At 66.7% G+C, this 22,289-nt stretch carries 18 protein-coding genes; 6 read left to right on the forward strand and 12 right to left on the reverse strand.

What is annotated here, in order from left to right; all coding sequences use genetic code 11:
- Positions 1-520 precede the first annotated feature (520 nt).
- Complete coding sequence (locus HII28_RS00420; RefSeq protein ID WP_170023430.1) at positions 521-760, forward strand: hypothetical protein; 240 nt, start codon at positions 521-523, stop codon at positions 758-760.
- 99 nt (positions 761-859) lie between these two features.
- On the opposite strand, the gene HII28_RS00425 is transcribed toward HII28_RS00420, so the two are convergent.
- The 7 genes from HII28_RS00425 to HII28_RS00455 form a co-directional block, all read right to left on the reverse strand.
- A complete protein-coding gene (locus HII28_RS00425; protein WP_170023431.1) occupies positions 860-1,963 on the reverse strand; it encodes an AAA family ATPase in 1,104 nt (367 codons plus the stop codon).
- Positions 1,960-2,412 carry a hypothetical protein gene (locus HII28_RS00430; RefSeq protein WP_170023432.1) on the reverse strand — a complete coding sequence of 151 codons (453 nt, stop codon included), beginning with the start codon at positions 2,410-2,412 and terminating at the stop codon, positions 1,960-1,962. The genes HII28_RS00425 and HII28_RS00430 overlap by 4 nt, the downstream gene beginning before the upstream one ends.
- A gap of 255 nt (positions 2,413-2,667) precedes the next feature.
- Positions 2,668-2,913 carry a hypothetical protein gene (locus tag HII28_RS00435; RefSeq protein ID WP_170023433.1) on the reverse strand — a complete coding sequence of 82 codons (246 nt, stop codon included), beginning with the start codon at positions 2,911-2,913 and terminating at the stop codon, positions 2,668-2,670.
- The gene (locus tag HII28_RS00440) at positions 2,910-4,361 is read right to left on the reverse strand and encodes a recombinase family protein (RefSeq protein WP_170023434.1); all 1,452 of its coding nucleotides are present in this window, start codon (positions 4,359-4,361) and stop codon (positions 2,910-2,912) included. The genes HII28_RS00435 and HII28_RS00440 overlap by 4 nt, the downstream gene beginning before the upstream one ends.
- Positions 4,362-4,685: 324 nt before the next feature.
- A complete protein-coding gene (locus HII28_RS00445; protein WP_170023435.1) occupies positions 4,686-7,241 on the reverse strand; it encodes an ATP-dependent Clp protease ATP-binding subunit in 2,556 nt (851 codons plus the stop codon).
- A 238-nt stretch (positions 7,242-7,479) separates the two neighbouring features.
- Positions 7,480-9,867: a xyloglucanase gene (locus HII28_RS00450; RefSeq protein WP_170023436.1), complete on the reverse strand. Its 2,388-nt coding sequence runs from the start codon at positions 9,865-9,867 to the stop codon at positions 7,480-7,482.
- Positions 9,868-10,109: 242 nt separating this feature from the next.
- A complete protein-coding gene (locus tag HII28_RS00455) occupies positions 10,110-13,565 on the reverse strand; it encodes an esterase-like activity of phytase family protein (RefSeq protein WP_170023437.1) in 3,456 nt (1,151 codons plus the stop codon).
- 150 nt (positions 13,566-13,715) lie between these two features.
- Here HII28_RS00455 and HII28_RS00460 point away from each other — a divergent pair, with 150 nt between their 5' ends.
- From HII28_RS00460 to HII28_RS00470, 3 genes are all read left to right on the forward strand, one after another.
- Entirely contained in the window at positions 13,716-14,123 is a 408-nt protein-coding gene (locus HII28_RS00460; protein ID WP_170023438.1) for a hypothetical protein, read from the forward strand.
- 128 nt (positions 14,124-14,251) lie between these two features.
- Positions 14,252-14,719 (forward strand): MerR family DNA-binding transcriptional regulator, encoded by a 468-nt coding sequence (locus tag HII28_RS00465; protein ID WP_170023439.1) that lies wholly within the window; start codon positions 14,252-14,254, stop codon positions 14,717-14,719.
- A 2-nt stretch (positions 14,720-14,721) separates the two neighbouring features.
- Positions 14,722-15,036 (forward strand): thioredoxin family protein, encoded by a 315-nt coding sequence (locus tag HII28_RS00470; protein WP_205864525.1) that lies wholly within the window; start codon positions 14,722-14,724, stop codon positions 15,034-15,036.
- A gap of 147 nt (positions 15,037-15,183) precedes the next feature.
- Here HII28_RS00470 and HII28_RS00475 read toward each other — a convergent pair whose 3' ends face one another.
- The 5 genes from HII28_RS00475 to HII28_RS00495 all read right to left on the reverse strand — a co-directional run bounded on the left by HII28_RS00475 (position 15,184) and on the right by HII28_RS00495 (position 20,614).
- Positions 15,184-16,359 (reverse strand): ABC transporter ATP-binding protein, encoded by a 1,176-nt coding sequence (locus tag HII28_RS00475; RefSeq protein ID WP_170023441.1) that lies wholly within the window; start codon positions 16,357-16,359, stop codon positions 15,184-15,186.
- Positions 16,356-17,174 carry an ABC transporter permease subunit gene (locus HII28_RS00480; RefSeq protein ID WP_170023442.1) on the reverse strand — a complete coding sequence of 273 codons (819 nt, stop codon included), beginning with the start codon at positions 17,172-17,174 and terminating at the stop codon, positions 16,356-16,358. Before HII28_RS00480 ends, HII28_RS00475 begins: the two co-directional genes overlap by 4 nt.
- On the reverse strand, positions 17,171-18,082 hold the full coding sequence (locus HII28_RS00485; protein WP_170023443.1) for an ABC transporter permease subunit: 912 nt from the start codon (positions 18,080-18,082) through the stop codon (positions 17,171-17,173). Before HII28_RS00485 ends, HII28_RS00480 begins: the two co-directional genes overlap by 4 nt.
- Positions 18,083-18,113: 31 nt before the next feature.
- A complete protein-coding gene (locus HII28_RS00490; RefSeq protein ID WP_240977188.1) occupies positions 18,114-19,307 on the reverse strand; it encodes an ABC transporter substrate-binding protein in 1,194 nt (397 codons plus the stop codon).
- Positions 19,308-19,411: 104 nt separating this feature from the next.
- Positions 19,412-20,614, reverse strand: coding sequence for a TIGR03364 family FAD-dependent oxidoreductase (locus HII28_RS00495; protein ID WP_346769123.1), 1,203 nt, complete (start codon positions 20,612-20,614; stop codon positions 19,412-19,414).
- Between the two features lie 168 nt (positions 20,615-20,782).
- On the opposite strand from HII28_RS00495, the gene HII28_RS00500 reads away from it, so the two are divergent.
- Positions 20,783-21,568 carry a GntR family transcriptional regulator gene (locus HII28_RS00500; RefSeq protein WP_170023444.1) on the forward strand — a complete coding sequence of 262 codons (786 nt, stop codon included), beginning with the start codon at positions 20,783-20,785 and terminating at the stop codon, positions 21,566-21,568.
- Entirely contained in the window at positions 21,565-22,260 is a 696-nt protein-coding gene (locus tag HII28_RS00505) for a phosphonatase-like hydrolase (RefSeq protein ID WP_170023445.1), read from the forward strand. The genes HII28_RS00500 and HII28_RS00505 overlap by 4 nt, the downstream gene beginning before the upstream one ends.
- Positions 22,261-22,289 lie beyond the last annotated feature (29 nt).

Below are 22,289 nucleotides of genomic sequence, written 5' to 3' on the forward strand. Positions count from 1 at the left end.
CTCAGGTCGATGACGTGTCCCAAGTCCCACGGCTCACTCGGTGCGATGGGCCTGTGACAACGACCACACACGGCCATACCTGCATCGACGGTGCGCTGATAGAGCGGACGGAGCTTGGCCGTGGTGTTGGACCACTTCGCCTTGCGATGCCACTGGCTCATGCCGCGGCCTTCTTTCGCGGCAGTGGTCCGCGCTTGCGTGCTACCACTTCAGGCTCGGGCGCAAGGGTCGCGATCATCACGTAAGCAACGTCCCGTAACCCGTGCTCACGTCGAAGATGAAGTGTGGCGAGTGAGCGGGTGTTGGCTGCATGGAAATCAATGCCGAGAGAGCCGCACTCATCGCACCATGCCACGCCGCTGAAGCCGGACCAGTCGAACACCACTGGACCAACGCGGTACACGCCGGGCCTGAGTGGTGGATTCACGCTCCCAGCTTACTATCAGTCAACACACAGGTCCAACGTCCCCTGAAGAGGGACAGTGCGCCGGGTGTGTGTTGGCCGATAGCGTCGCCAGTCATGGGGACAACTAACGCGGCTCTCGTCTGGCTCAAGTGGCTTACCGGCGTGGGTTTGATCGTTGGCTTGATCTTGCTCTTCTGGGGCATGTACCTGATGGGCATGTCGCTCTTCCCGGAGTACGTCTCCACGGGCTCCCTCATGGTCACCGTGGGCGCGAGCTTGAGCGGTGTCGGGACACTGGCTCTGTTCGCGTTGCTGGCAGCGCTCGCCGTTCTTCACGAGGTCAAGAAGCGCTAGTTGCATTGATCCCCGCGCCCGAAACCCAGTCACCACCAGTAGTCCCCCCTCCCTATAGGGGGGACTGGTGGGGACTACCGATGGGAGAAATCCCTAGGGCTACAGGGAGGGACTCAGGGAGTAGTGACGGGAGTTCCTCTCACCCTCACGAATGACCACCTGTCCGCAGTCAACGGCCGACTTCATGACATCCGACACTGTGTTCTTCGAGATACCCCGGAGGCCGAGAGCGACAATCTCAGACGTCTTCATCTCCCCGTGCTTCGCCAGGGCGTCACAGGCGAGCTGCACGAGCCGATCGGCTTTCATGGCCTGCATCTCGGCGCTGAAGGACAGGTGCCCGCGATCGTCCATCGTGACGAGGCCTTTCTCAACGTCCACGTCACGGCCGAAGGCATCGAAGTAGCGCCACGCGCGCGGGTCGGTCGGATCGTCACGAGTCAGACGCCAGATAGCGTCCGGCCAGTCTTCGAGCCGCGAGTCTCCACGCGCGTGCTCCGAGCCGTGCCCGTGGTGGTGAACAACAATCCCATCCTTGATCCCGGCCTCTGTCTTGAGTGCGTCAAACGCCTGGAGGATGACTCCGGCCTCGGTGTGCTCATTGAGCCCCAACGCATCTAGCAGCGGCCGAAGCGGGTCAAGGATGAGCGTGTCATATCCCTGAAGGCGCTTCGCCCACTCGGCTCGGACGTGTGCGTCGATGATGTTGAGGGAGGCAGCAGCACCACGAAGTGAGAAGATCCCTACGCGCTCCGGGTGTGCGATTCCCTGGCGACTCAGCCATCGCTGAATGTTGGTCGGTGAAAGCTCCAGATCGAGCACAGCGACTCGCCTTGTGGAGGTCGTGGTGAAGCGCCCGAGGAACGGCTCTCCGTCTACGAGTGAACGAATCAGGTTGTGCGTGACTGTCGTCTTGCCCGCCTTCTTCTGTGCCGAGAACATGACGTTTCCGCCGTCGTGAAGAAGGCCGTCGATGACGAAGGGCTCTTCGGGCAGGTCTTGCTGAAGGAGTTCATCGAGCGTGACCGCGGTCGGGATCGCGACCGCCTCAGCCTGCTCGGCGCGGTACTTCCGTTCTGCCCAGTTCCTGCTGCGTAGGCGCTGAAGTTCCTTCTCGGCCTGCTCGTCCGGTGCCATGCCGCGCTTGTCGAGAGCGGCCTCGATGTCCGACCGCACCACGCTGGGGATTACTACCGGGCTCACGCCACGACTCCTTCCGGCTGAATGAAGACCTTCCGACGCGGGCCAGCTTGCGCCTCGACGCGCTCTTGCGCCTCCCGCTCGCAACGCCGATGCTCCCAGTACTCGTCTTCGGAGTCGTACGCGAGTACCTCGTCGCGCGTCCGCTGAAACCACATGTCATCCATGAGCCGATGCATTAAGCGTCGAGTGGCCCGCTCTGGCAATGGGCCGGCGTGCGGGAACTCGTCAGCGGCAGCGGCGCGTATGGCATCCGCTATTGCCGCCTGCGCCTTGCCGTTGCGAGCGAGTGCCAGGTGGACGTGCTCGCGGGTCAGCTGCCGATGCGTGCGGGCCATGAAGCCTGCAAGCCGCAGATGAGCCGCAACCTTCAGGTCAGGTGAATCGAATATTTCGTCAAGGCCGCCAAGGGCATCATTCGCCAGCGCGTGCCAATCATTTGGATGTTCCACAGTTGTTCCTTCTTCTCATTGATTCCGTACTGCGGTCATCCTCCCGGGTCAATTATATGGCCAATTTCGGAGGTGTCCCCCGGTGTCCCCGGGACTAGTGGTGGCTCGAATATGGCAATAGTGGCTGGAATACGAGAAGAGCCCCCTTGGACGCTTCTAGGCGGAACGCATGTCCAAGGGGGCTTCTGGAAGAAGGAAGTCAACTTGAGGGGAATCGACTTGCCACTCTCAGTATATTGGCGATTCAGGCATTACTCACACGCGCTCACCGGCCCAGACGAGTTCAGCGTTAGCCTCGGTATTCAGCCACTCGCGGAGCCGCTTTCGGTAGTCGCCCGTCACGTGCCGGGAGCGCTCGAACATGAGCGCACGAGCAAGCTCGTAGACGGTCGGCAACTCGCCGGCTCGGCAGCGGGCGCAATCCGACTCCGGGTCGACGATGTGCCAGCCTGCACCGTGTTCCAGGCCGCGTTCTTCTTGTTCTTCGGGTGCGGGGGTCATTCTTTGTTCTCCGTTTCTTCCTGCGCTCGTGTTATGGGGATTGCGATGCCGGTCGCACTAAAGGCGACATCGTGAAAGGACAGAACGACTCGGCCCAGAATGTCCCGAATAAGTGCCTGGCGCTTCTCGATGGGAGTGCCATTCCATTCCGGAAGCCAGGCGGGGAATGCTTCCGCGCCGTGAACGATTGCGACATCGCCGGTATCGAGTAAGGCGCGCTTGGCAATCTCACGTAGGCCAGCCCGATTGCTGGCAGCAGTCTCGGCGCCTATTCGCTCGTCAAGCGCAGCAATCTCCTTGCCTAGTGCCGCTATCCGCCTTACGGCCTCGGGAATGTCGGCGCCTTCTGTCTCGGCCAAGGTCTGCTGTAGTTTTCGTCGCCGCACGAGGTCCGCGCGCTCGGCTCCGAGACGGGTGAGATCGTCACTCGATCGCTCGGGCTCGGCAATCGTCAGGGCCATGAAGACAGCTTCAGCGAGGATGCGCTCTAGGCGGTCGGCATGGATGGCAGGATGCACAGCGCCGTCTTTGTCGGCCGTGCGGTGCCTCGGGCAGAAGTAGCGGGGCGTGCGTCCCTGCTGCTGTCGGTAGCGCAGGGGAGCGTGACAGACGGAGCACTCCACTATGCCTGATGCAAGGTGCCTGACCTTTGGTCCCCGTGCTGTTGCCGCCCGAGTCGGATGCTCGATGATGGCAACAACGGCGTCCCACTCGGTCCGATCCACTATGACCGCACCACCATCGCCGACGACCACGCCGTGATGAACTAATAGCCCGGCGTTGCTTGGTCGCATGAGCACTTGGCGTACGGTAGTGACTTCCCAGCGGTTGCCGGATGCGGTGAGAACGCCCTCAGCGTTCCAGCGCTGGGCGACCGAATACAACGAGCTACCTTCGATCACCTGACGAGCGGCCCATCGAATCCAAGCGGCCTCGCTCTCCCGAATCGTGCGATCGGTCTCGAAGCCGAAAGCGCGCTTGCCGATGATTGGCTTGCCGCGTGCCACTCGATCAGCATTCGCGCGCAACTGCCGTTCAGACTTCCGCCGCACCTCGAACCGGGCTACGGAGGCGAGCATCGTTGCTCGAAACTCTCCATCAGCTGTCGTTAGGTCAATCTCGCCATCGACCGTTACGGCACTCAGGCCGTGATCTATCACGGTGTTCAGGTCGCGAGTTGAGCGGGCGAACCTGTCCAGGTCAACGCTGACCAGGGTGTCAACCGTGCCTGCTTTGGCATCCTGCAAGAGGCGATGCCATGCTGTGCCGTGCCCACGCTCCTTCGAAGCGCTCACGTCGTTGTCGATGTAGGCGCCGGCATCTATCCATCCCCGGGCGGTCACCAAGGCCAACGTGCGAGCGTCCTGCCGTTCGATACCTTCGTCTAGGTCCTTGGACTGGCGGAGATAGCGCGCCGCCCTGCGGTTGCCTGCACCTGAATCTGCCATGCGTCCATAATTGCATGATGGCGCAGAAGAAGATCGTGATCGCCGACCTCGAGAACGCGTGACCCTGTCGTTCCGCCGGCGAGCGAGTGCCGCCGGCGGAACGGGTCGTCACCCGCGTGATGCTGAGCCGGTGGCACCCATGGCGAACGTCAGAACGGATCCTCACGCATCGCACACGGGTGCCGGTCGGATCATGACGATCCGCTCACGCGGACCATCGTGCGGACGATGAGATGCCCCGGTGCGCAGACGCGCACCGGGGCATCGGGTAAGCCGTCGAATCGTTTGGGGGGATCGACCCGGCGGCGGATCGTGGAGATCAGGTCAGGCCGCGAGTGGCACCCTGTGGTCCGCCGTGACGACGAGCTCGCCGCCGACGGCATCCACGTGCACCGAGCCGCCGTCGTCGACGGATCCGTTCACCAGCAGGTCGGCGACGCGGTCGTCGACCTCGCGCTGGATGACGCGGCGCAGCGGACGGGCGCCGAACTCGGGCTCGTAGCCGTTGTCGGCGATCCACTCGACGGCGGCATCCGTCACCGTCAGGGTGATCTCGCGCTGGGCGAGACGGGCCTCGGTCGCGTGCAGCAGCAGCCGCACGATGTCGCGCAGCTGGTCGCGGTCGAGCTTGCGGAACAGCACGATCTCGTCGATGCGGTTGATGAACTCCGGCCGCATGTTCTCACGCAGCTTGCCCATCACCCTGTCGCGCAGCGCCTTCTCGTCGCCGAATCCGTCGGCGCCAGGCGCCACGAAGCCGAGCGCACCCGACTTGGAGGCGAGGAACTCGCTGCCGATGTTCGAGGTCATGATGACGACCGTGTTGCGGAAGTCGACCGTGCGGCCCTGACCATCGGTGAGGCGTCCGTCATCCAGCACCTGCAGCAGCAGGTTGAAGATGTCGGGGTGCGCCTTCTCGATCTCGTCGAACAGCAGCACCGAGTACGGGTTGCGGCGAACACGCTCGGTCAGCTGACCGGCCTCGTCGTAGCCGACGTATCCGGGAGGGGCGCCGATCAGGCGGGCGGAGGTGTGGCGCTCGCCGAACTCGCTCATGTCGAAGCGGATCATGGCGCGGTCCGAGCCGAACAACGATGACGCGAGCGCCTTCGCCAGCTCCGTCTTGCCGACACCGGTCGGGCCCAGGAAGAGGAAGCTGCCGACGGGGCGGTTCTCGTCGCCCATGCCCGTGCGGCTGCGGCGCACCGACTTGGCGACCGAGGCCACAGCGTCGTCCTGGCCGATCACGCGCTCGTGCAGTTCGCCCTCGAGCTTGGCCAGCCGCTCGCGGTCGGCCTCGCCGATGCGTGCGACGGGGATTCCTGTGGCACGCGAGATGACCGCGGCGATCTCGGGCTCGTCGATGACGGCATCCTGAGCGGAGCGTGCACCGGAAGCGGATGCCTCGGCGAGCTTGCCCTGCACCACCTCGATCTCGTCACGCAGCCGCGACGCCTCCTCGTAGTGCTCGGCCGACACGGCCGCGTTCTTCTCCGCCTCCAGGTCGGCGAGCTGCTGCATCAGAGCTGATGCGTCGACCAGCTTTCCGAGACGCAGCCGCAGCCGCGCTCCCGCCTGGTCGATCAGGTCGATCGCCTTGTCGGGCAGGTAGCGGTCGGACACGTAGCGGGCGGACAGCTCGACGGCGGAGCGGATGGCGTCATCCGTGTACGTCACACCGTGGTGCTCCTCGTACGCGTGGCGCAGCCCGGACAGGATCGCCACGGCGTCCTCGACGGAGGGCTCAGCGACGGTGACCGGCTGGAAGCGGCGCTCCAGTGCCGGATCCTTCTCGATGATCCGGTACTCCTTGAGCGTCGTCGCACCCACCAGGTGCAGGTCGCCCTTGGCCAGTCGCGGCTTCAGGATGTTGCCGGCGTCCATGCCGCCGTCTCCAGCCCCGCCGGCACCCATCACGGTGTGCACCTCGTCGATGAAGACGATCAGCTCGCCCTTGCGCTCGGCGATCTCGTCCATCGTCTTGGTGAGACGCTCCTCGAAGTCGCCGCGGTAGCGGGTTCCTGCGAGCATGCCAGGCAGGTCGAGGGAGACGACGCGCTTGTCGCGCAGCTGCTCGGGAACTCCGCCGTCGACGATGGCCTGTGCGAGGCCCTCGACGATCGCGGTCTTGCCCACGCCAGCTTCTCCGACCAGCACCGGGTTGTTCTTGGTGCGGCGGGAGAGGATCTCGACGGCCTGCTCGATCTCGTCCACGCGACCGATCACGGGGTCCAGCTTGCCGTCGCGGGCCAGCTGCGTGAGGTCGGTGCCGAACTTGTCGAGCATGGGGGTCTCGGATGCCTGCTCGTCGTCGGCGACGGCATCCGGTGCTCCCGGGTCCATCGTTGCGGAGTCGCGCATCGCTCCAGCGAGCGCTTCGGGCGTGACCCCTGCGGAGGCCAAAACCTGGCCGGCGGGGGAGTCCTGTGCGATCACGAGGGCGTAGAAGAGGTGCTCGGGGTCGATGTAGGTGGATCCGGATGCGCGCGCCACCTGGTACGCGTGGAACAGCGTGCGCTGCGCGGACTGCGTGAGCGCCGGGGCATCCGTCGTCGCCTCTCCGGTCTGCGGAACGCGCTGCTCCGCGGCGCGCGCGACGCGTGCCGGATCGACACCGATGCGCCGCATGGCTTCGGCTGCCGGATCTTCGCTGGCCATCACGAGCAGCACGTGCAATGCGTCGAGCTCGTTGTGCCCGTGCTCGAGCGCGAAGCGGCCGGCCCGCTGCAAGACCTCCTGCGTACGGCGGCTGAGGAATCGGCTGATGTCGATCGAGCGCGATGCGCGCGCCCGCTCGCCCGCGAGATAACGCGCGAGGAACTCGTCGAACGAGTTGCCGTCGCCGCTCTCGGCGGAGCCGGGGAAGAAGTTCTCAGGCACTGATTCTCCTGTTGTTCCGGGTTGAATTCCGTTGACGCACTCGAACTTGAGTCGAGTGTTATCAACTTCAACGCCGTAGCCTGCGTCTTATTCCCGAGCGGCGCCACCGATTCCGGAGCAGCACCACGGCCGGTCGAGCATGCCGGAACCAGCGGCTTCGGGCGTTTGGTTCCGACATGCTCGACCAACGGTTCCGGTGGGCGCCGCGCGGTCGTCATGACGCGGCGCCCACCCGGCGTCAGCGCGCCGAGTCGTCCCCGACGACGATGCCGCGTCCGTTGGTCGCGATGTAGACGCGACCGAAGAGATCCGGATCGCCGGTGATCGCGGCGTTCGCCATGCCCCACTGATGCTGGTCGTCGTTGATGCGCTGCCATGACGAGCCGCCGTCGATCGACCGGTAGAACCCGCGAACGCCTCCGCGAGATGCGGCGACGTAGACGGCGGCGGTCTTCGAGCCCGGCGCGGCCTTGCCGAATCCGACGGTGTCTGCGGCGTCGAATCCGCGCTGCGTCTTCCAGGTCGCGCCGCGGTCGGTCGAGCGCCACAGCCCATAGGCTCCCGTGCTCGATCCGCCGGCCAGCCACACCTCACCGGCTCGCCCTGGCACGGCGCCGAATCGCACCTGCCCCGTCGCGGGCAGCACGCCGGAGCTCACGACGGAGAACGTCGCGCCGCCGTCCGTCGAGCGGTAGAAGACTCCGGCAGCGAAGGCGTAGAACACGGCGGGTGCCGCTCTGTCCGCCTCGACTTGTGCTGAGGACGGCAGACCTGCCGTACCCTGCCAGGTCGCGCCGTGGTCGGCCGAACGCAGTGCAGGGGCTCCTGGCGGGGCCCACACCACAGAGGCGCCATCCGCTCCGACAGCGATCGTGCCGGCAGCGGATGCTCCTGCCGCGGCGGGCGAAGCTGCCCAGGTGGCTCCCGAGTCCGTCGAGACGGCGGCGACGACGTTTCCGGATCCGTCCGTTCCGGCTCGCCCCAGCACGTCGGGCGCGAGGGATGCCGCGTCCACGCTCGTCGCCCCGCCGAAGTACGGCCCCCGGAACGTGTTCGTCACGGCGCGGATGTCGGTGTGCACGAACCCGCCGAGGTCGGCCATGGCCGACACGAGCTGAACGGATCCGCCAGGGGCGACGAGATCCTGCACCGACGTCTCCTCGATGCCGGCGGCGAAGGGAGCGATGTCGATGACACCGCCCGCGCTGTCCCATTGCGTCAGGTTCTGCGTGCGATAGATCGTGGCGCCGGTGCCGTACATCGCCTCGTCGGGGTTGAACGGATCGATCGCCATGGACTCCACCATCCAGCCGAGCTTCGGTGTCGGCTGCACCCACGGCGCGGGCGCGGTGATGGGCTGCCCGAACGCCAGCCACGGCACCCCGGCGATCGACTGCGAGTAATGGCTGACCACGGAGGCGTTGCCGCTCGCGTCGTAGGCGTAGTCCCAGATCGGCGACCAGGTCGCACCGCGGTCGGTGCTGCGGAAGATCAGCACGTCCGGCCACCACTGGATCTGCGACGCCACCATGATCGTGTCCGGGTCGGTGCGATCGATCGTGAGGCCGGAGAAGCCGAAGTCCACTCCGACCGGCCGCTGCTGGGGTGTGATGTCCGTCCAGGTACCGTCATCGATGTCGTAGCGCCACACCGCGCCGTCGCCGCCGTCGTACGGTCCGCTCGTGGAACTCGTCGAGACGTAGAGAACGCGGCCCTTCTCGTCGATGACACCGTGGTGCGGAAGGTATCCGGTCGGCGTGCCTGGCACCGGATTCCAGATGGCGCCGGCGTCCTCAGACACGTACAGCATGTGGTCGAGATCCGCGACCGCCGTGAAGATGCGCTTCGTCGGGGTGCCTCGCCGTGAGGATGCCGCGTCGAATGCGGTCCAGAGCACGCCCAGCTTCTGCGTCTCGTACGAGTTGCCCGAGCCCGGAACCGGAACCACGTCACCGGCGTCGGGGAACGAGGTCAGCTTAGTGAAGGTGTTGCCGACGTCGACGGATCGCCAGAGTCCCTGGCCGGATTCCGCGCCGTAGTAGAGCACGGAGCTCGCGTTGGGGTCGATCTGCAACCGCTCGCCCATACCCCTTCCCGGCATGTTCCCGCCCACCTTGAACGGGAGCGGCGTCGCCCGCCAGCTGGATCCGTAGTCGTCCGAACGCAGGATCGCGCCGTTGTTCGTGTCCCACTCGTTCGTGTACATGCCCACGGCGAGGTACACGCGACTGGTGTGGATCGGATCCGTCGCGAGGCTGAGAACGCCGAGCCGGTTCCAGTCCGCCCAGCCGACCTGGTCGGTGAGCGGGATCCAGCGGCCGGTCGTGCGGTCGAGCCGGTAGGCGCCTCCGATGTCGGTCCTGGCGTACACCAGGCCCCGCTGGGTGGGGTTGTAGACGATGCCCGGGACGAATCCGCCGCCCTCGATCTGCACGTTCGACCACGAGTACGACGGCTTCCGGGGGGATCCGTTGCCCTGCGTGTCCTCGCCTCGGTTGTCGTCCTGCCCCTGGCTGTCCTGCTCGGCATTGGCGGCCCCGGATGCGACGAACACGGATCCGCCCACCGCGATGGCTCCGGCTCCGAGGCCGGCGGCGAGCATGCTGCGACGGGTCACTTCGGTCATATTCATCTCCCTTGATGCGAAGCCGAGGTCCGGCATTCTTGGCCAGATGGTATTGAACCGCTTCGACGGATTTCCATCATTATTTGCGGGATGCGCCGCACGCGGATCCATCGTTTCCGATCGAAGCGGATCGCGCAGGCGACGGCCGCATCGGACCAGACAGCCGCACAGACGCCGGCACGAACGGAGGAGGGGCGCCGGTCTTCAGACCGACGCCCCACCGCGTACTGACAGCCCGTGCGTTACGGAAGTCGCGCGTCGAGTGTCAGGATCCGCGTGGTCTGCGACGCACTGAAGTTGTCGTCACTGATCAGTGCGATGCCGGTCGAATGGTTCGGGCCGTGCGTCCCGGTCACTGCTATGCCCTCGAAGTTGTCGAGAAGCGGGTTGGCCTGTGCCTCCTTCGCCGTCGCGCCGAGCGTCGGGCACTGCACGACGTCGGCCGCGAGCGACTTCTTGACGGCGAGCCGACCGGATGCCGCGGCGAGGTTCGCGACCGAGCTCACGTCGTGCGCATCCGTGAGCCCCTTCACGGCGTACAGCTTGACGGAGTTGCCGATCGCGGCCGACCAGGCGGCCTCCTCGACGACGAACTTGTCGTTGCCGTACGCGGTGATCTCCGGGATGCGCATGCCCGGCTCGGTGCGGTACTCCACCTGCTTCTTCAGCGACCACGCACCGTGCCTGTCCTGCGTGTAGACGAGCAGACGGTGTGCCGTGGCGTCGCCGTCCGATGACACATCACCGGAGAGCGCGCCCTCCATGGCGGCCACGATGGTCTTGCCGTTCGGCGTGATGGTGAGACCTTCGAGCGTCGCGTTCGACGTGGCCTGGCCGAGCGCCGTCGTGCCCGTCACGGCGAACCGGTCGGGCACGGGCAGCGACGCCTTCTGGATACCGTCGCGTCCGAAGATCCGGATCGAGGGCTCCGTCTCGCTGCTGACGACGAAGTCGCCGTTCGGCAGCACTGCGAGGCCCTCGTTGTCGCTGTCCACGCCGTTGTACGGCGTGCCGTCCGCGCGCTTCAGCACGAGCGGGTCACGCGTGATCGTCGGGTGCGACGGATCCGACAGGAACCAGATGCGTGCCGGATCGCTCGCGTGGTTGTCGACGGCCGAGACCCATCCGCCCGACTTCGGATCGCGGGCGAGCGAGGACAGACCGCCGAGTTCCGTTCCGTTGTAGGTGGCCTTGTCGAGGGCGTCCGAGTAGCCGACGGCGATGGCATCCGGCCCGCACACCTGGTTCGCGTGGCCGGCGGGTGTCCACGGCTTGGCGCCTGCCGTGATGGCCACCTCCTGCGGATCGTGATCGCTCACCTGGTTCGCGAACTCGGAGTTGACGTGCACCACCTGGTAGTCCGGCTTGCCGACGCCCGGGGTGACCAGGATGTGGTCGAGGACCTCGGAGATCCCGTCGTACACGTACGTGTACTGCTGGTTCTTCGGCAACGTCGTGATCAGGTCCGTGAGGATCGGCTTGCCGGTGGCCGCACCCGTCAGGGTCTGCAGCGCCGGGCTGAACTGGTAGTCGTTCAGGTCTCCCGCGACGATGACCTTCGCCTTCTTGTCCGCCTTCAGCACGGATGCCACGAAGTCGTGCACCTCGGTGGCCTGCTGCTTGCGCTGCGCGGCGGACGACTGCTCGGGGTACTGGTACCGTCCGTCGGCGTTCTGGTCGCCGAGCTTCGAGTCGAAGTGGTTGCCGATCACGAACACGTCCTGGCCGCGGAACGAGAACTCGCCCACGAGAGGCTTGCGGCTGTCCTGCCAGGCGTCGCTGGTCGGATCGATGCGGCCGGGGGAGAGGGTGAGCTGCGGCTCGCCCTTCACCTTCTCGACGGCGGTTCCGGTCGTCGAGCGGTCGACTGAGGAGCCGCCGCGGTCGACGAACGACACCCTGGTGGGGTCGAAGAGGAAGGCGACGCGGATGTTGCCACCCGGCTGCCCGCCGTCCTCGTCGTTCACGGGATCGATCTCCCGCCAGTCGTACAGCGGGCCGCCGGCAGCGTGGATCGCCGCCGTCAGCTTCGCGAGCGTCTGGTCGGATGCGACGGTGCCGGAGTCCGTGGCGCCGTCGTTGTCCTGCACCTCTTCGAGCGCCACGATGTCGGGCGACGCGAGGTTGGTCACGACGCCTTGCGCGAGCCGGCTGTACTTGTCGGCGGCGTCGCTCGGGGCGAGGTTCTCGACGTTGTAGGTCGCGACGGACAGCTGGTCGTCTGCCGCCTTCTTCGCCACGACGGGCGCGAGTCCGCCAGCCTTCACCGATCCCAGCTGCGTCGCGGCGATCAGGTATCCGCCGTACAGCGAGTAGTCGATCGGGCCGACCGTTGCGCCTGCGAACACGTCGCCGACTGTGACGTTCGGGTTCGATCCGTCGGCGGGAACCACCTCGAGGCGACCTGACGGCGTCTGGTTCTCACCCGTGAGGAGCGTTCCACCGCGGTAGCTGACATTCTGATCGGGCTTCGTCGTGACGTACTGCTCGCCATAGGCGTCGCTGGGGCCGACGACACGGGCGTCGTCCACCTCGACCCGCATGCCCTCGACCGACTCGTAGTAGTCCAGGGCGGAACGGCTGGGCGTGATCGGCGTCGACTCGATGTTTCCGCCGTTCAGGTCGGGTGCGTACGTGTCGGGTACCGTGTCCGCGCCGATGACGATCGGTGCAGGAAGCGGGTTGCCGTGCGAGACGGTGTAGACGCTCGGGCTCTCGATCTCGGTGACCGAAAGGTTCGAGGTCTGCGACAGTGTGTCGCCGCTGCCCAGCGGGTAGTAGTCCTTCACCGTGCCCGAGAACAGCACGGAGTCGCCGGCCGTGACGCTCGGTGCGCTGCCGGTGTAGACGAAGACGCCCTCGCTCGTTGCCGGGTTCGAGTCCGGCTCGGGATCCTGCACCCAGAACCCGCGGCTGGATCCGGATGTCCGTACCCCCGTCACCACGCCGGGAACGTCGGTCACCTTCTGGCCGTCGAGCGGCGAGACGAAGCTCGTGCCCTGGATGTCGTGGATCCGCGTGGCCCCGGGAGTCGGGGGAGTCGTGGATCCGCCGTCGCCGCCGTCGGCGGCGTTCGCTGCGGCGGGCGTCGGCGCGCCTGCAGCGAAGTCGGTCTTGTTGTCGTCGGTGTCCGCAGCACTCGTGCGTTGCACGGATGCGGAATTCGACGCACCGGTGGCCGGCGAGCCCTCGGCGAGAGCCGCAGCGCCGAATCCGACGAGGTCGACGGATGCCGCAAGGCACGACGACGAATCCGCACAGGTCAGCGCTGTCGTGCCCTGCACGAGAGCCACGCTGCCATCGGTGGCGGACAGGGCGATCGAGCCAGAGGCATCCGTCGCCGGCAGCGGGGTCGTGCCGCCGGTGCCCTTGGCCTCGCCGACGAGGTAGAACCCACCGGGAGCGAGGCTCCCGGTCAGCGGGGTCACCTGCCAGGTGCCCGTCGCGGACTTCGAGTGGTACTGCACCGACCATCCGCTGAGGTCGACGGCCGTGGTGCCGCGATTCGTCAGCTCGATGAAGTCATTCGTGTACGTGGACCCGGAGTTGCCTCCGCCTCCGTACACCTCGTTGATCAGGACGCCGCTCGACGGCGTCGCCTCCGCGGCCGCGGTGGCGACCAATGAACCCGAGAGCATCCCGAGTGCGGCGACCCCGACGGCCGCCCCTCTCCAGACGCGCGTGGCGTGTAAGCGCATGCCTCATTCCCCTTCGACGCGTGTCACCCAACCAGGTGACAGTGAACCCTGAGTGAAGACACAGCAAAAGATCGCGTGTCCGGTTCGCTCATCCGTGCAGGTGCCCGCGATCGGTACGGTGATGACAGCATCCGATCAGCTGGAGGAACCATGAGTGCAGCGGCCAGACGCCCGGCCGGCGTCACGCTCATCGCCGTCTTGGCCTGGATCGAGGGTGCGCTGAACATCCTCGCCGGAGTCTTCCTCCTCGTGTTCAAGAACGAGCCGAGCGTGCGCGTTGCCTGGGCGGGGGAGGGATCCCTCATCACGTCGGCGATCCTGAGCATCCTGTTCGGCGTCGTCGTCGTTCTCGTCGCCGGCGGGCTCTTGCGCGGCTCGCGCGGAGCACGCATCGTGGTCACGATCGTGCAGCTGTTCGCGATCGTGGGAGATGTCTTCACCGCCTGGGCGTACCCGGGACAGTTCGCGTGGTCGGCGGTCAGTGCCCTGATCTCGCTGATCATCATCATCCTGCTCTGGACGGGACGCGCGAACGACTTCTTCCGCTCGAACGGTTAGCGGACCTCCGGCGACTCGCTGCCGAGCGAGGCGGACGCGACGCGGCTCGCGCGTGCGCTTGACCCTGACCCAAGGGTCAACGTTTAGCGTGAATTCCACGGCGGATCCACCGCCGGCGGAAGGCAGTCATGAAGATCGGCGAGGTCGCACGAACGGCCGGCGTGAGCGTCAAGACCGTGCGGCACTACGAGTCGCTCGGACTCGTCACCTCGAGAAGGCGCACCAACGGCTATCGGGACTATGCGGATGACGCGCCCCGCCTCGTCGCAGAAGCCCACGCACTCAGCAGGGCAGGCATCCGCCTCGAGCAGACCAGACCGTTCCTGGACTGCCTGAGCTCCGGCAGTGACCACGCCGACGACTGCATCACCACGAGGCCGGCATACCGTGCGGCGATCGACGATCTCACCGAACGCATCGACGAGTTGAGCAGGCGGCGCGCCGCCCTCGAGGAACTGCTGGCGTCGGCCGAGGCGCGCGAGGAGCCCGGCTGCGAATTCGCCGGTGGGGCCACCAGGAGCGTGTCGGCGGTCTCGCGGAGCCTGGAGATCACGCAGAGCGCAGGCATCACGAACAAGGGAGCACAGAACTCATGATCATGGCCGACCAGACAACATTCGACGGCATAGTCGAGGAAGCCGCGTCGCCGGTACTCGTCTACTTCTGGGCGACCTGGTGCGGTCCCTGCCGTGTGCTCGGTCCCCTTCTCGAGCAGATCGAGGCCGACAACGACGGCACCTTCACGATCGTGAAGGTCAACGCCGACGACAGCCCGGCGCTCGCCGCCCGATTCGGCATCATGGCGGTTCCGACCATGAAGCTGCTCGTCGACGGTCAGGTGACGAGAACCATCGTCGGCGCCAAGCCGCGAGCGGCGCTCATCGCTGAACTGTCGCCCGTGCTCGCGGCATAGGGGGTCTTTCGGCTCGCTAGGGTGGCCGAATGCCGCGGCTCATCCATCTCAACGGCCCGTCGCGTGTCGGCAAGTCGACGCTCGTGGACGAGACCTACGAGCGGATGCTCGCGGTGCTGGGCGAAGACGCCCGCTGACGAGAGCGCGCTAACGCGCGCGCACGACGACCGGCCGGCCCGTGAAGCGGATCCGCACCGCGGCGTCCGGCACCGGACGATCGCGCACGTCGTGCTGCACCGACACCAGCGTGCCGTCGTCCAGGCGCACGGTCGTGCGACGGATGGATCCGAGAAAGCTCGAGGCGACGACCACGGCGGCGAGCCATCCGGATGCGGAGGACGAAGCTCCGGCGTCGGCGGACGGACGGGCGTCCGCCGAATCGTCCAGCTGCACGTCCTCAGGTCGGACCAGCACCGTCACCTCACCCGTCGCCCCGTCGCCGAGCACCGGGATCCGCTGACCGAACACGACCACGCCGTCGTCGTCCGCGATCCCGAGGAGCCGGTTGCTGAGGCCGACGAAGTCCGCCACGAACGGCGTCGAAGGCTGCAGGTACAGCTGCTCAGGCGTGCCGATCTGCTCGACTGTTCCGGCGTTCATCACCGCGACCCGGTCGGCGACCGCGAGGGCCTCCTCCTGATCGTGCGTGACGAACACGGTCGTGATGCCGAGGTCGCGCTGGATGCGCCGGATCTGCTCGCGAAGCGACACCCGCACCTTCGCATCGAGAGCCGACAACGGCTCGTCCAGCAGCAGCACTCGAGGCCGCGTGACGAGCGCCCTGGCGAGAGCGACGCGCTGCTGTTGTCCGCCAGACAGCTCGTGCGCATAGCGTTCGCCGTAGTCCGCAAGCCCGACCAGGTCGAGAGCCTCGGCGGCCCGAGCGGCGCGGCGGCGGGAATCCACCTTGCGCATGCGCAGGCCGAACTCGACGTTCTGGCGTGCAGTGAGATGCGGGAAGAGCGAGTACGACTGGAACACCATCCCGATGTCGCGCTTGTTCGCCGGCACCTTCGCCACGTCGGAGCCGTCGATGAGGATGCTCCCCGCATCCGCCTGCTCCAGCCCTGACAGGGCTCGCAGCATGGTGGTCTTGCCGCAGCCGGACGGGCCGAGAAGCGCGACGAACTCCCCGGGATGGATGCTCAGGCTCGCGCCCTGCAGGGCACGATGAGTCCCGTAGGTCTTCACGAGGTCGACGAGCTCGACGGCGGTGCCCGCAATGGTGAGCGGTCCCGTGCTCTCGGGACCGCGTCGCGAACCCGCGCCGGCAGTCGTGCTGGAGGCGGCGGAGTGATCGGTGGTTTCTGATGCGATGGTCATCGTGCGCTCCTTCTGGTGCGACGGAAGGTGCCGATCCGGCCGATCACGAGCAGCAGCACGAACGCGAACACCAGCGCGAACACGGCGAAGATCGCCGCGACGTAGGGATCGGTCTGCTGCAGCAGGAACAGCGCGGTCTGGAAGGTGGTCTGGTTCAGGAACGAGGCGATCGTGAACTCGCCGAGCACGACCGCGATGGTGAGGAAGCAGGCGGACAGGATGCCGCGCCGGAGATTGGGAAGGATGACCCGTCCGAGCACGGAGATCCATCCGGCGCCGAGCGACCGGGCGGCCTCACCCAGAACGACGACGTCGAGGGCCGCGATGTTCGCCTGGATGGGCCGGTATGCGTAGGGGAGCACGATGATCCCGATCGCGAGCGACAACGTCCAGGGGACGCTGCCGAAGACTCCGGCCACGACCTGGTAGACCGGAACGAATCCGACGACGAGCACGACGGTCGGGACGGTGATCGGAAGCAGGCAGACGAACTCGATGGCCCGGCGCATCCGCGGATACCGCAGCTCGACGAGCACCATGGTCGGCAGCAGCACGAGCAGCACGATGGCCACCGTGATGAGGCAGATCACCAGCGAGTTGGCGATGCCCTCGAAAAGCTGGTCGTAGGTGAGCTCCTGGCTTGGATCGAAGATCGCCGTGTAGTGCACGAGCGTGAACTCGCCAGGGCTGCCGGAGACGCGGAACGTGAAGAGGAGCATCGCGCCGATCGGCAGGATGAAGAGGATGCCGGCGATGATCAGCACGATCGTGCTGGACACCTTGCCCGGTGTCGCTCCGATGCGGGCCGTTGTCATCGCTCCCACCTCCGTGCCCTGCGCTGCAGCGCCGAGTACGCGGCCATCACCACGACCATCACGACGATCATGCCGAGAGCGAGTACGCCGGCAGTGTTGGAGACGCCGACGATGGTCTCGCTGGTCAGCTGCTGCTTGATCGCCAACGGAACGATGCCTCCCTGGTCGATGAGGGCGGCCGCCGTCGCGAACGAGGAGAACGCATTCGCGAAGAGCAGGATCGTCGAGCCCCAGAACGCCGGAGCGAGGATCGGGAACGCGACCCGCCACCAGTACGTGAATCTGGACGCCCCGAGGGTTGCGGCCGCCTCGCCCCACTGCTGCTTGAGGCCCTCCATGGCGGGCATGAACGTGATCACCATGAGAGGGATCGAGAAGTAGAGGTACGGGAAGACGAGACCCCCGACCTGGTAGAGCAGGGGGCCGTGGCTGTTGATGTCGAAGCCGAACGTCTGCTTCAAGAACAGGGTCATCACGCCCTGCAGGCCCATCAGCGCGATGAACGCGAACGCCAGCATGATGCCGCCGAATTGGGCGAGCACGCTGGAGGCCGAATCCACGACGGTGCGGAGCGTCCCGGTCGGCTTCGCGCCGAGCAGCGCCCAGCACAGCACGGCTCCGACGACCGCGCCGACGAGTGCGACGACGGCCGACACCCAGAACGAGTTCACGAAGTCGCCGATGATCGTCGGGTTGGCGAACGCGGCGAGGTTCGCGAAGGTGAAGGTCCCGGCGTCGGTGAAGAATCCGCTGGCAACGGCATAGACCGTTGGGACGGCCAGGAACAACAGGACGTAGATCGCGAACGGCGTGAAGCCCAGCCACCCTGCCCCGCGGCGCCGGGACCTCAGGGTCCCGGCGCCGGTGGTGCTGGTGGCCGTCGCGATCTCAGTGGATGCGGCGGTCATCGCATTCCTTCCTTCGTGGAAGCAGGCAGGATCAGCCGACGGTGGACGACCACTTGGACGACAGCAGGGTCCCGGCCGCGGTCGCCTGGTCGGCAGTGAGCTGCACGAAGCTCTTCGGCGGTTCGCCGACCGTCTTCAGGGTGCCCTCGTCAACGGTCTTCTTCGAGATCATCGCCTGCAGCGTCGCCGGGTAGGCGCCGGATGCCAGGTACAGGTTCTGCACCTCTGGACTGTAGATGTACTCCTCCCAGAGGCGAGCGGCTGCCGGGTTCGGCGCGTCCGCGTTGATCGCCTGGTTGTAGTAGCTGCCCAGAGCCGTTCCCGGGAGCACGACGGTCTTCCAGTTGGGGTTGCCGGCCGATCCGCCGGCGGGACCCCACGCCAGGTTGTTGTAGCTCCACTGGATGACCACCGGGGTCTCGCCCGAGTTGACGGTCGCCTGGGTCGGCAGCACCGACAGGAAGTTGCCCGCCTGCTTGAGCTTGCCGAAGAAGTCGATGCCCGGCTGGATGTCGTCGGCCTTGCCGCCCGACTGCAGGTCGGCCCAGTAGACGGCGCTCGCCGCCTCGTTCGCCTGGGTCGGGTCGCCCTTGATGGCGACCTTTCCCTTGTAGTCGGCGCCCAGCAGATCGCTGAGCTTCTTCGGCGCCGTCTTGATGACCTTCGAGTCGTAGCCGACCGACATCAGGCCCGTGTAGTCGTAGTACCACTTGCCCTTGGGATCCTTGAAGTCCGCCGGCAGGTCCGACCAGGTCGCCACCTTGTAGTCGGCCATCAGGTCGAGGTTCTGGTCGAGCACAGCGGTGCCGATGTCGAAGACGTCCGGTGCAGTGGTCTGCCCCTTCTGCGACGTGGCTGCGGAGACCTCGTCGGCGCTCGACCCGTTCGGGTTCTCCGAGTTGATCTTGATCTTCGGGTACTTCTTCTCGAAGCCGGCGATGATCTTGCCGTAGTTGGCCCACGACGGCGGCAGGGTGATCACGTTGAGGTGGCCCTCGGCGTTGGCTGCGGCGACGAGGCCGGCCATTCCGCCGAACGCCTCGGCGCTGGTCGCCTTCTGGGCCTGCGCTGAGGTGAGCGTCTTGGCGTTAGCGGCGTCGGCCGTGTTCGCTCCGCCGGAGCAGGCGGTCAGGGCCACGGCGACGACGGCAGCCATCGTGCCGGCGATGGCGAGCCGGCGAGCGACTCGCGAGCCCGCTCCGCGGGTGGTCGCGTGTTCTTCCATGGGAGTGTCCTTCCAGGTTTCCTTGTTCGGGTTGTCTCTTGGTCGTCGGTGAGGTGAGGTGCGCGACCCCGTCGGTGCGGTCGGCGAGTTGTGGGAATGGGCGTTCAGGCCCGGTGCGGTGCGAGCACGAACTCGTCGAGTACGGCGCTGGCGAGACCGAAACCCGTGGTCATCCCGATCCCGCTGGTCACGGTGGCGACCGCGACGCCCGGCTCGGGGTTCGCCATCAGGAAGGGGCCGCTCTGCGCGGCGGCATAAACGCCTCGCCAACGGCGCCGCACCCTCAGGTGTTCGGCTCCGAACAGGCGGTGGAATCGATCCAGCAGCAGGTCGTCGAGCTCCTCGTCTTCGAACGGCGTCAGCGTGGTGGCGTAGTGGTGGGTGTCGCCGATCACGAGGCGTCCATCGGGACGCTGGGTGAACATGAGGTTCACGGTGTGCTCGAGGAGCTCGGGATCTGACTCGGTCAGTTCGGCGCGCAGGCGGGCCGCGGCCTCGGTCGAGGCGAAGCCGTCGTACCGCAGCAGTGACGTCCCGGTGAACACGCCAGGTGCGGTGCGGATGCCGTCGGGCGCGTCGATCTCCAGCATCCGCAGACGGCAGCGCTGCACGCCGGTCTGTTCCGCGAGGTCCGGGTAGTGCCGGTCGACGTCGTGGCCGACGGCGAGCACGACGGAGTCGGCCGTGTACTCGGCACGAGTGGTGCGCACGAAGCCGCCGGTGACTTCCAGGGCGTTCTCCCCGAACCTGAACTGCACGCCGATGTCTGCCAGATGACGGGCCAGGGCAGGCACGGCGTCGGGCGAGTCGACCCTCAGGTCGTTCGGCAGGTGTGCACCGGCGAGGAGGCCGGGCGTCTCGAAGCCCGCGAGCGAAGCGGCCTCACCTGGTGTCAGCATCCGAACCTCGTCGTCGCGACCGGCGGCGAACTCCTCCAGCACAGCGAGTTCGGCGGCCGTGCGCGCCAGCACGAGCGTTCCGTCCGTGCGCACCGGGATTCCCGCCTCTGACCCGACGCGCAACCACTCTTCGCGGGCATCCAGCGCGTACTCCCGCGCGAGTCCCGCCTGGGCTGTGGTGCAGATGTGCCCGAAGTTGCGGATGCTGGCCCCCACCGCGCGCTCGTCGCGTTCGATCACGAGCACGGACATCCCGCGGCGAGCGGCGTGCCAGGCGTGGGCGAGCCCGATGATGCCGGCACCCACGACGAGCAGGTCGACATGCCGGGAATCGTCCTCGATCGCATCGAGGTGCGCAGCGTCAGCGCGATCGAGATGTCGGTCGGCGGGGGAGTGATGGGGGCTCACGTCACAGAGTCTGCGTGCTGCCTAGGCGTGCGATCGACCGATTCCATCGACTTGTCATGAGATGTTCACCGATCGCTTCATCGTCCGCATTCATGGGCCAACGGAAGGTGAACATTCGGTGTCGGACTTCTCGCCGGCTGGTGAGTTGACAACATCTATAGTCAAGCTATGAGGGTGCCACTCCACGAACTGGTCCGCACGTCGATCCGGGACCGGATCCTGAGCGGCGATCTCGCACCTGGCGACGCCTTGCCCAGCGAGGCGGAATTGTGCGCACGGTTCGGGGCGTCAAGAGGGCCCATCAGGCAGGCGATGTCGGCGCTGAGTGCCGAGGGCCTGATCGAGACCAGCCAGGGGAGAGTGCCGACGGTCACACGCGCACCGCTCGCCCAGTCCATCGACGACTTCTTCTCGTTCTCGGCCTGGGTGAGCGCCATCGGACACAGGCCGGGGCAGCACACCATCGAACTCGCGTTGCGCCGTCCGGATCCGGTCCTGGCCTCACAGCTCCGCATCGAAACGGATGACCTCGCTGTGCAGCTGCTGCGCATCCGCTCGATCGATGGCGAGCCCGCCATGCTGGAGCGCACGGCGTTCGTGGCCGAGGTCGGCCGACTGCTGTTCGACTTCGACACAGACGCCGGATCGCTCTTCGACTACCTGATCGACCGCGGGGTTCCGCTCGACCACGGCGAGCACACCATCGATGCGATCGCGGCGGACGCCGTCGATTCCGAGCACCTGCACGTCGCGCAGGGTACGCCGCTGCTGCGTGTTCGCAGGGTGACCACGTCGGCAGACGGCGACGTCCTGGAGGTCTCGGATGACCGCTACCGCACCGACCGCGCCGACCTCGTCGTGCGCAACGCAAGGACGCATCAGCCGCAACGGCCGTTCGTCGCCCGTCAGCTCACCACCGCAACCGACCGTCCCGACCAGGGGAGCACTTCGTGACCATCAGACTCGTCTCGCTCGACATGGCAGGCACCACGATCGATGAAGGCGGTGTCGTCTACGACGTGCTCGCCTCCAGCGTCGCGAATGCTGTCGGCCGACCCGTTCCGTCCGAGATGCTCGCCGCCTGGACCGGAACGGACAAGCGCGAGGCCATCATCGGCCTGCTCACCGACCTCGGTGCCGACCCTGGGCGAGCGGACGAGGTGTTCGCCGCGTTCTCGGGCCGGCTCGACGACGCGTATGCCGCAACTCCTGCGCAGCTCTTCCCCGGCGTGCGCAAGGCCGTGCGGAGACTGCGCAAGCGCGGCGTGAAGGTCGCACTCCAGACCGGATACACGCGCGCGGTCGCCGAGCCGCTCCTGGTGGCAGCCGGGTGGCGGATCGGTGAGGACATCGACGCTCTCGTCACGGCCGATGATGTCACGGCATCCCGTCCTGCTCCCTACCTCGTGTTCCGCACCATGGAGGCGACGGGAGTGCGCAGCGTCGCTGAGGTCCTTGTCGCAGGTGATACGGCCAATGACCTCGGCGCCGGCGTGAACGCCGGGGCGCGGTACGTGGTGGGGGTGCTCACGGGTGCGGCCGACGCGGCGAGGCTGGGCAGGCATCCGCACACCCACTTGCTGCCCGGAGTCGCAGACATTCCTGCGCTGCTGCAAGATGCCGACGAGTTTTCGGACGAGGGCTGACGCCGGCGGATGCCGCGGGTAGCGTGAGG

Origin of the sequence: Planctomonas sp. JC2975, from assembly GCF_012985205.1 — a bacterium.
GTDB lineage: Bacteria > Actinomycetota > Actinomycetes > Actinomycetales > Microbacteriaceae > Humibacter.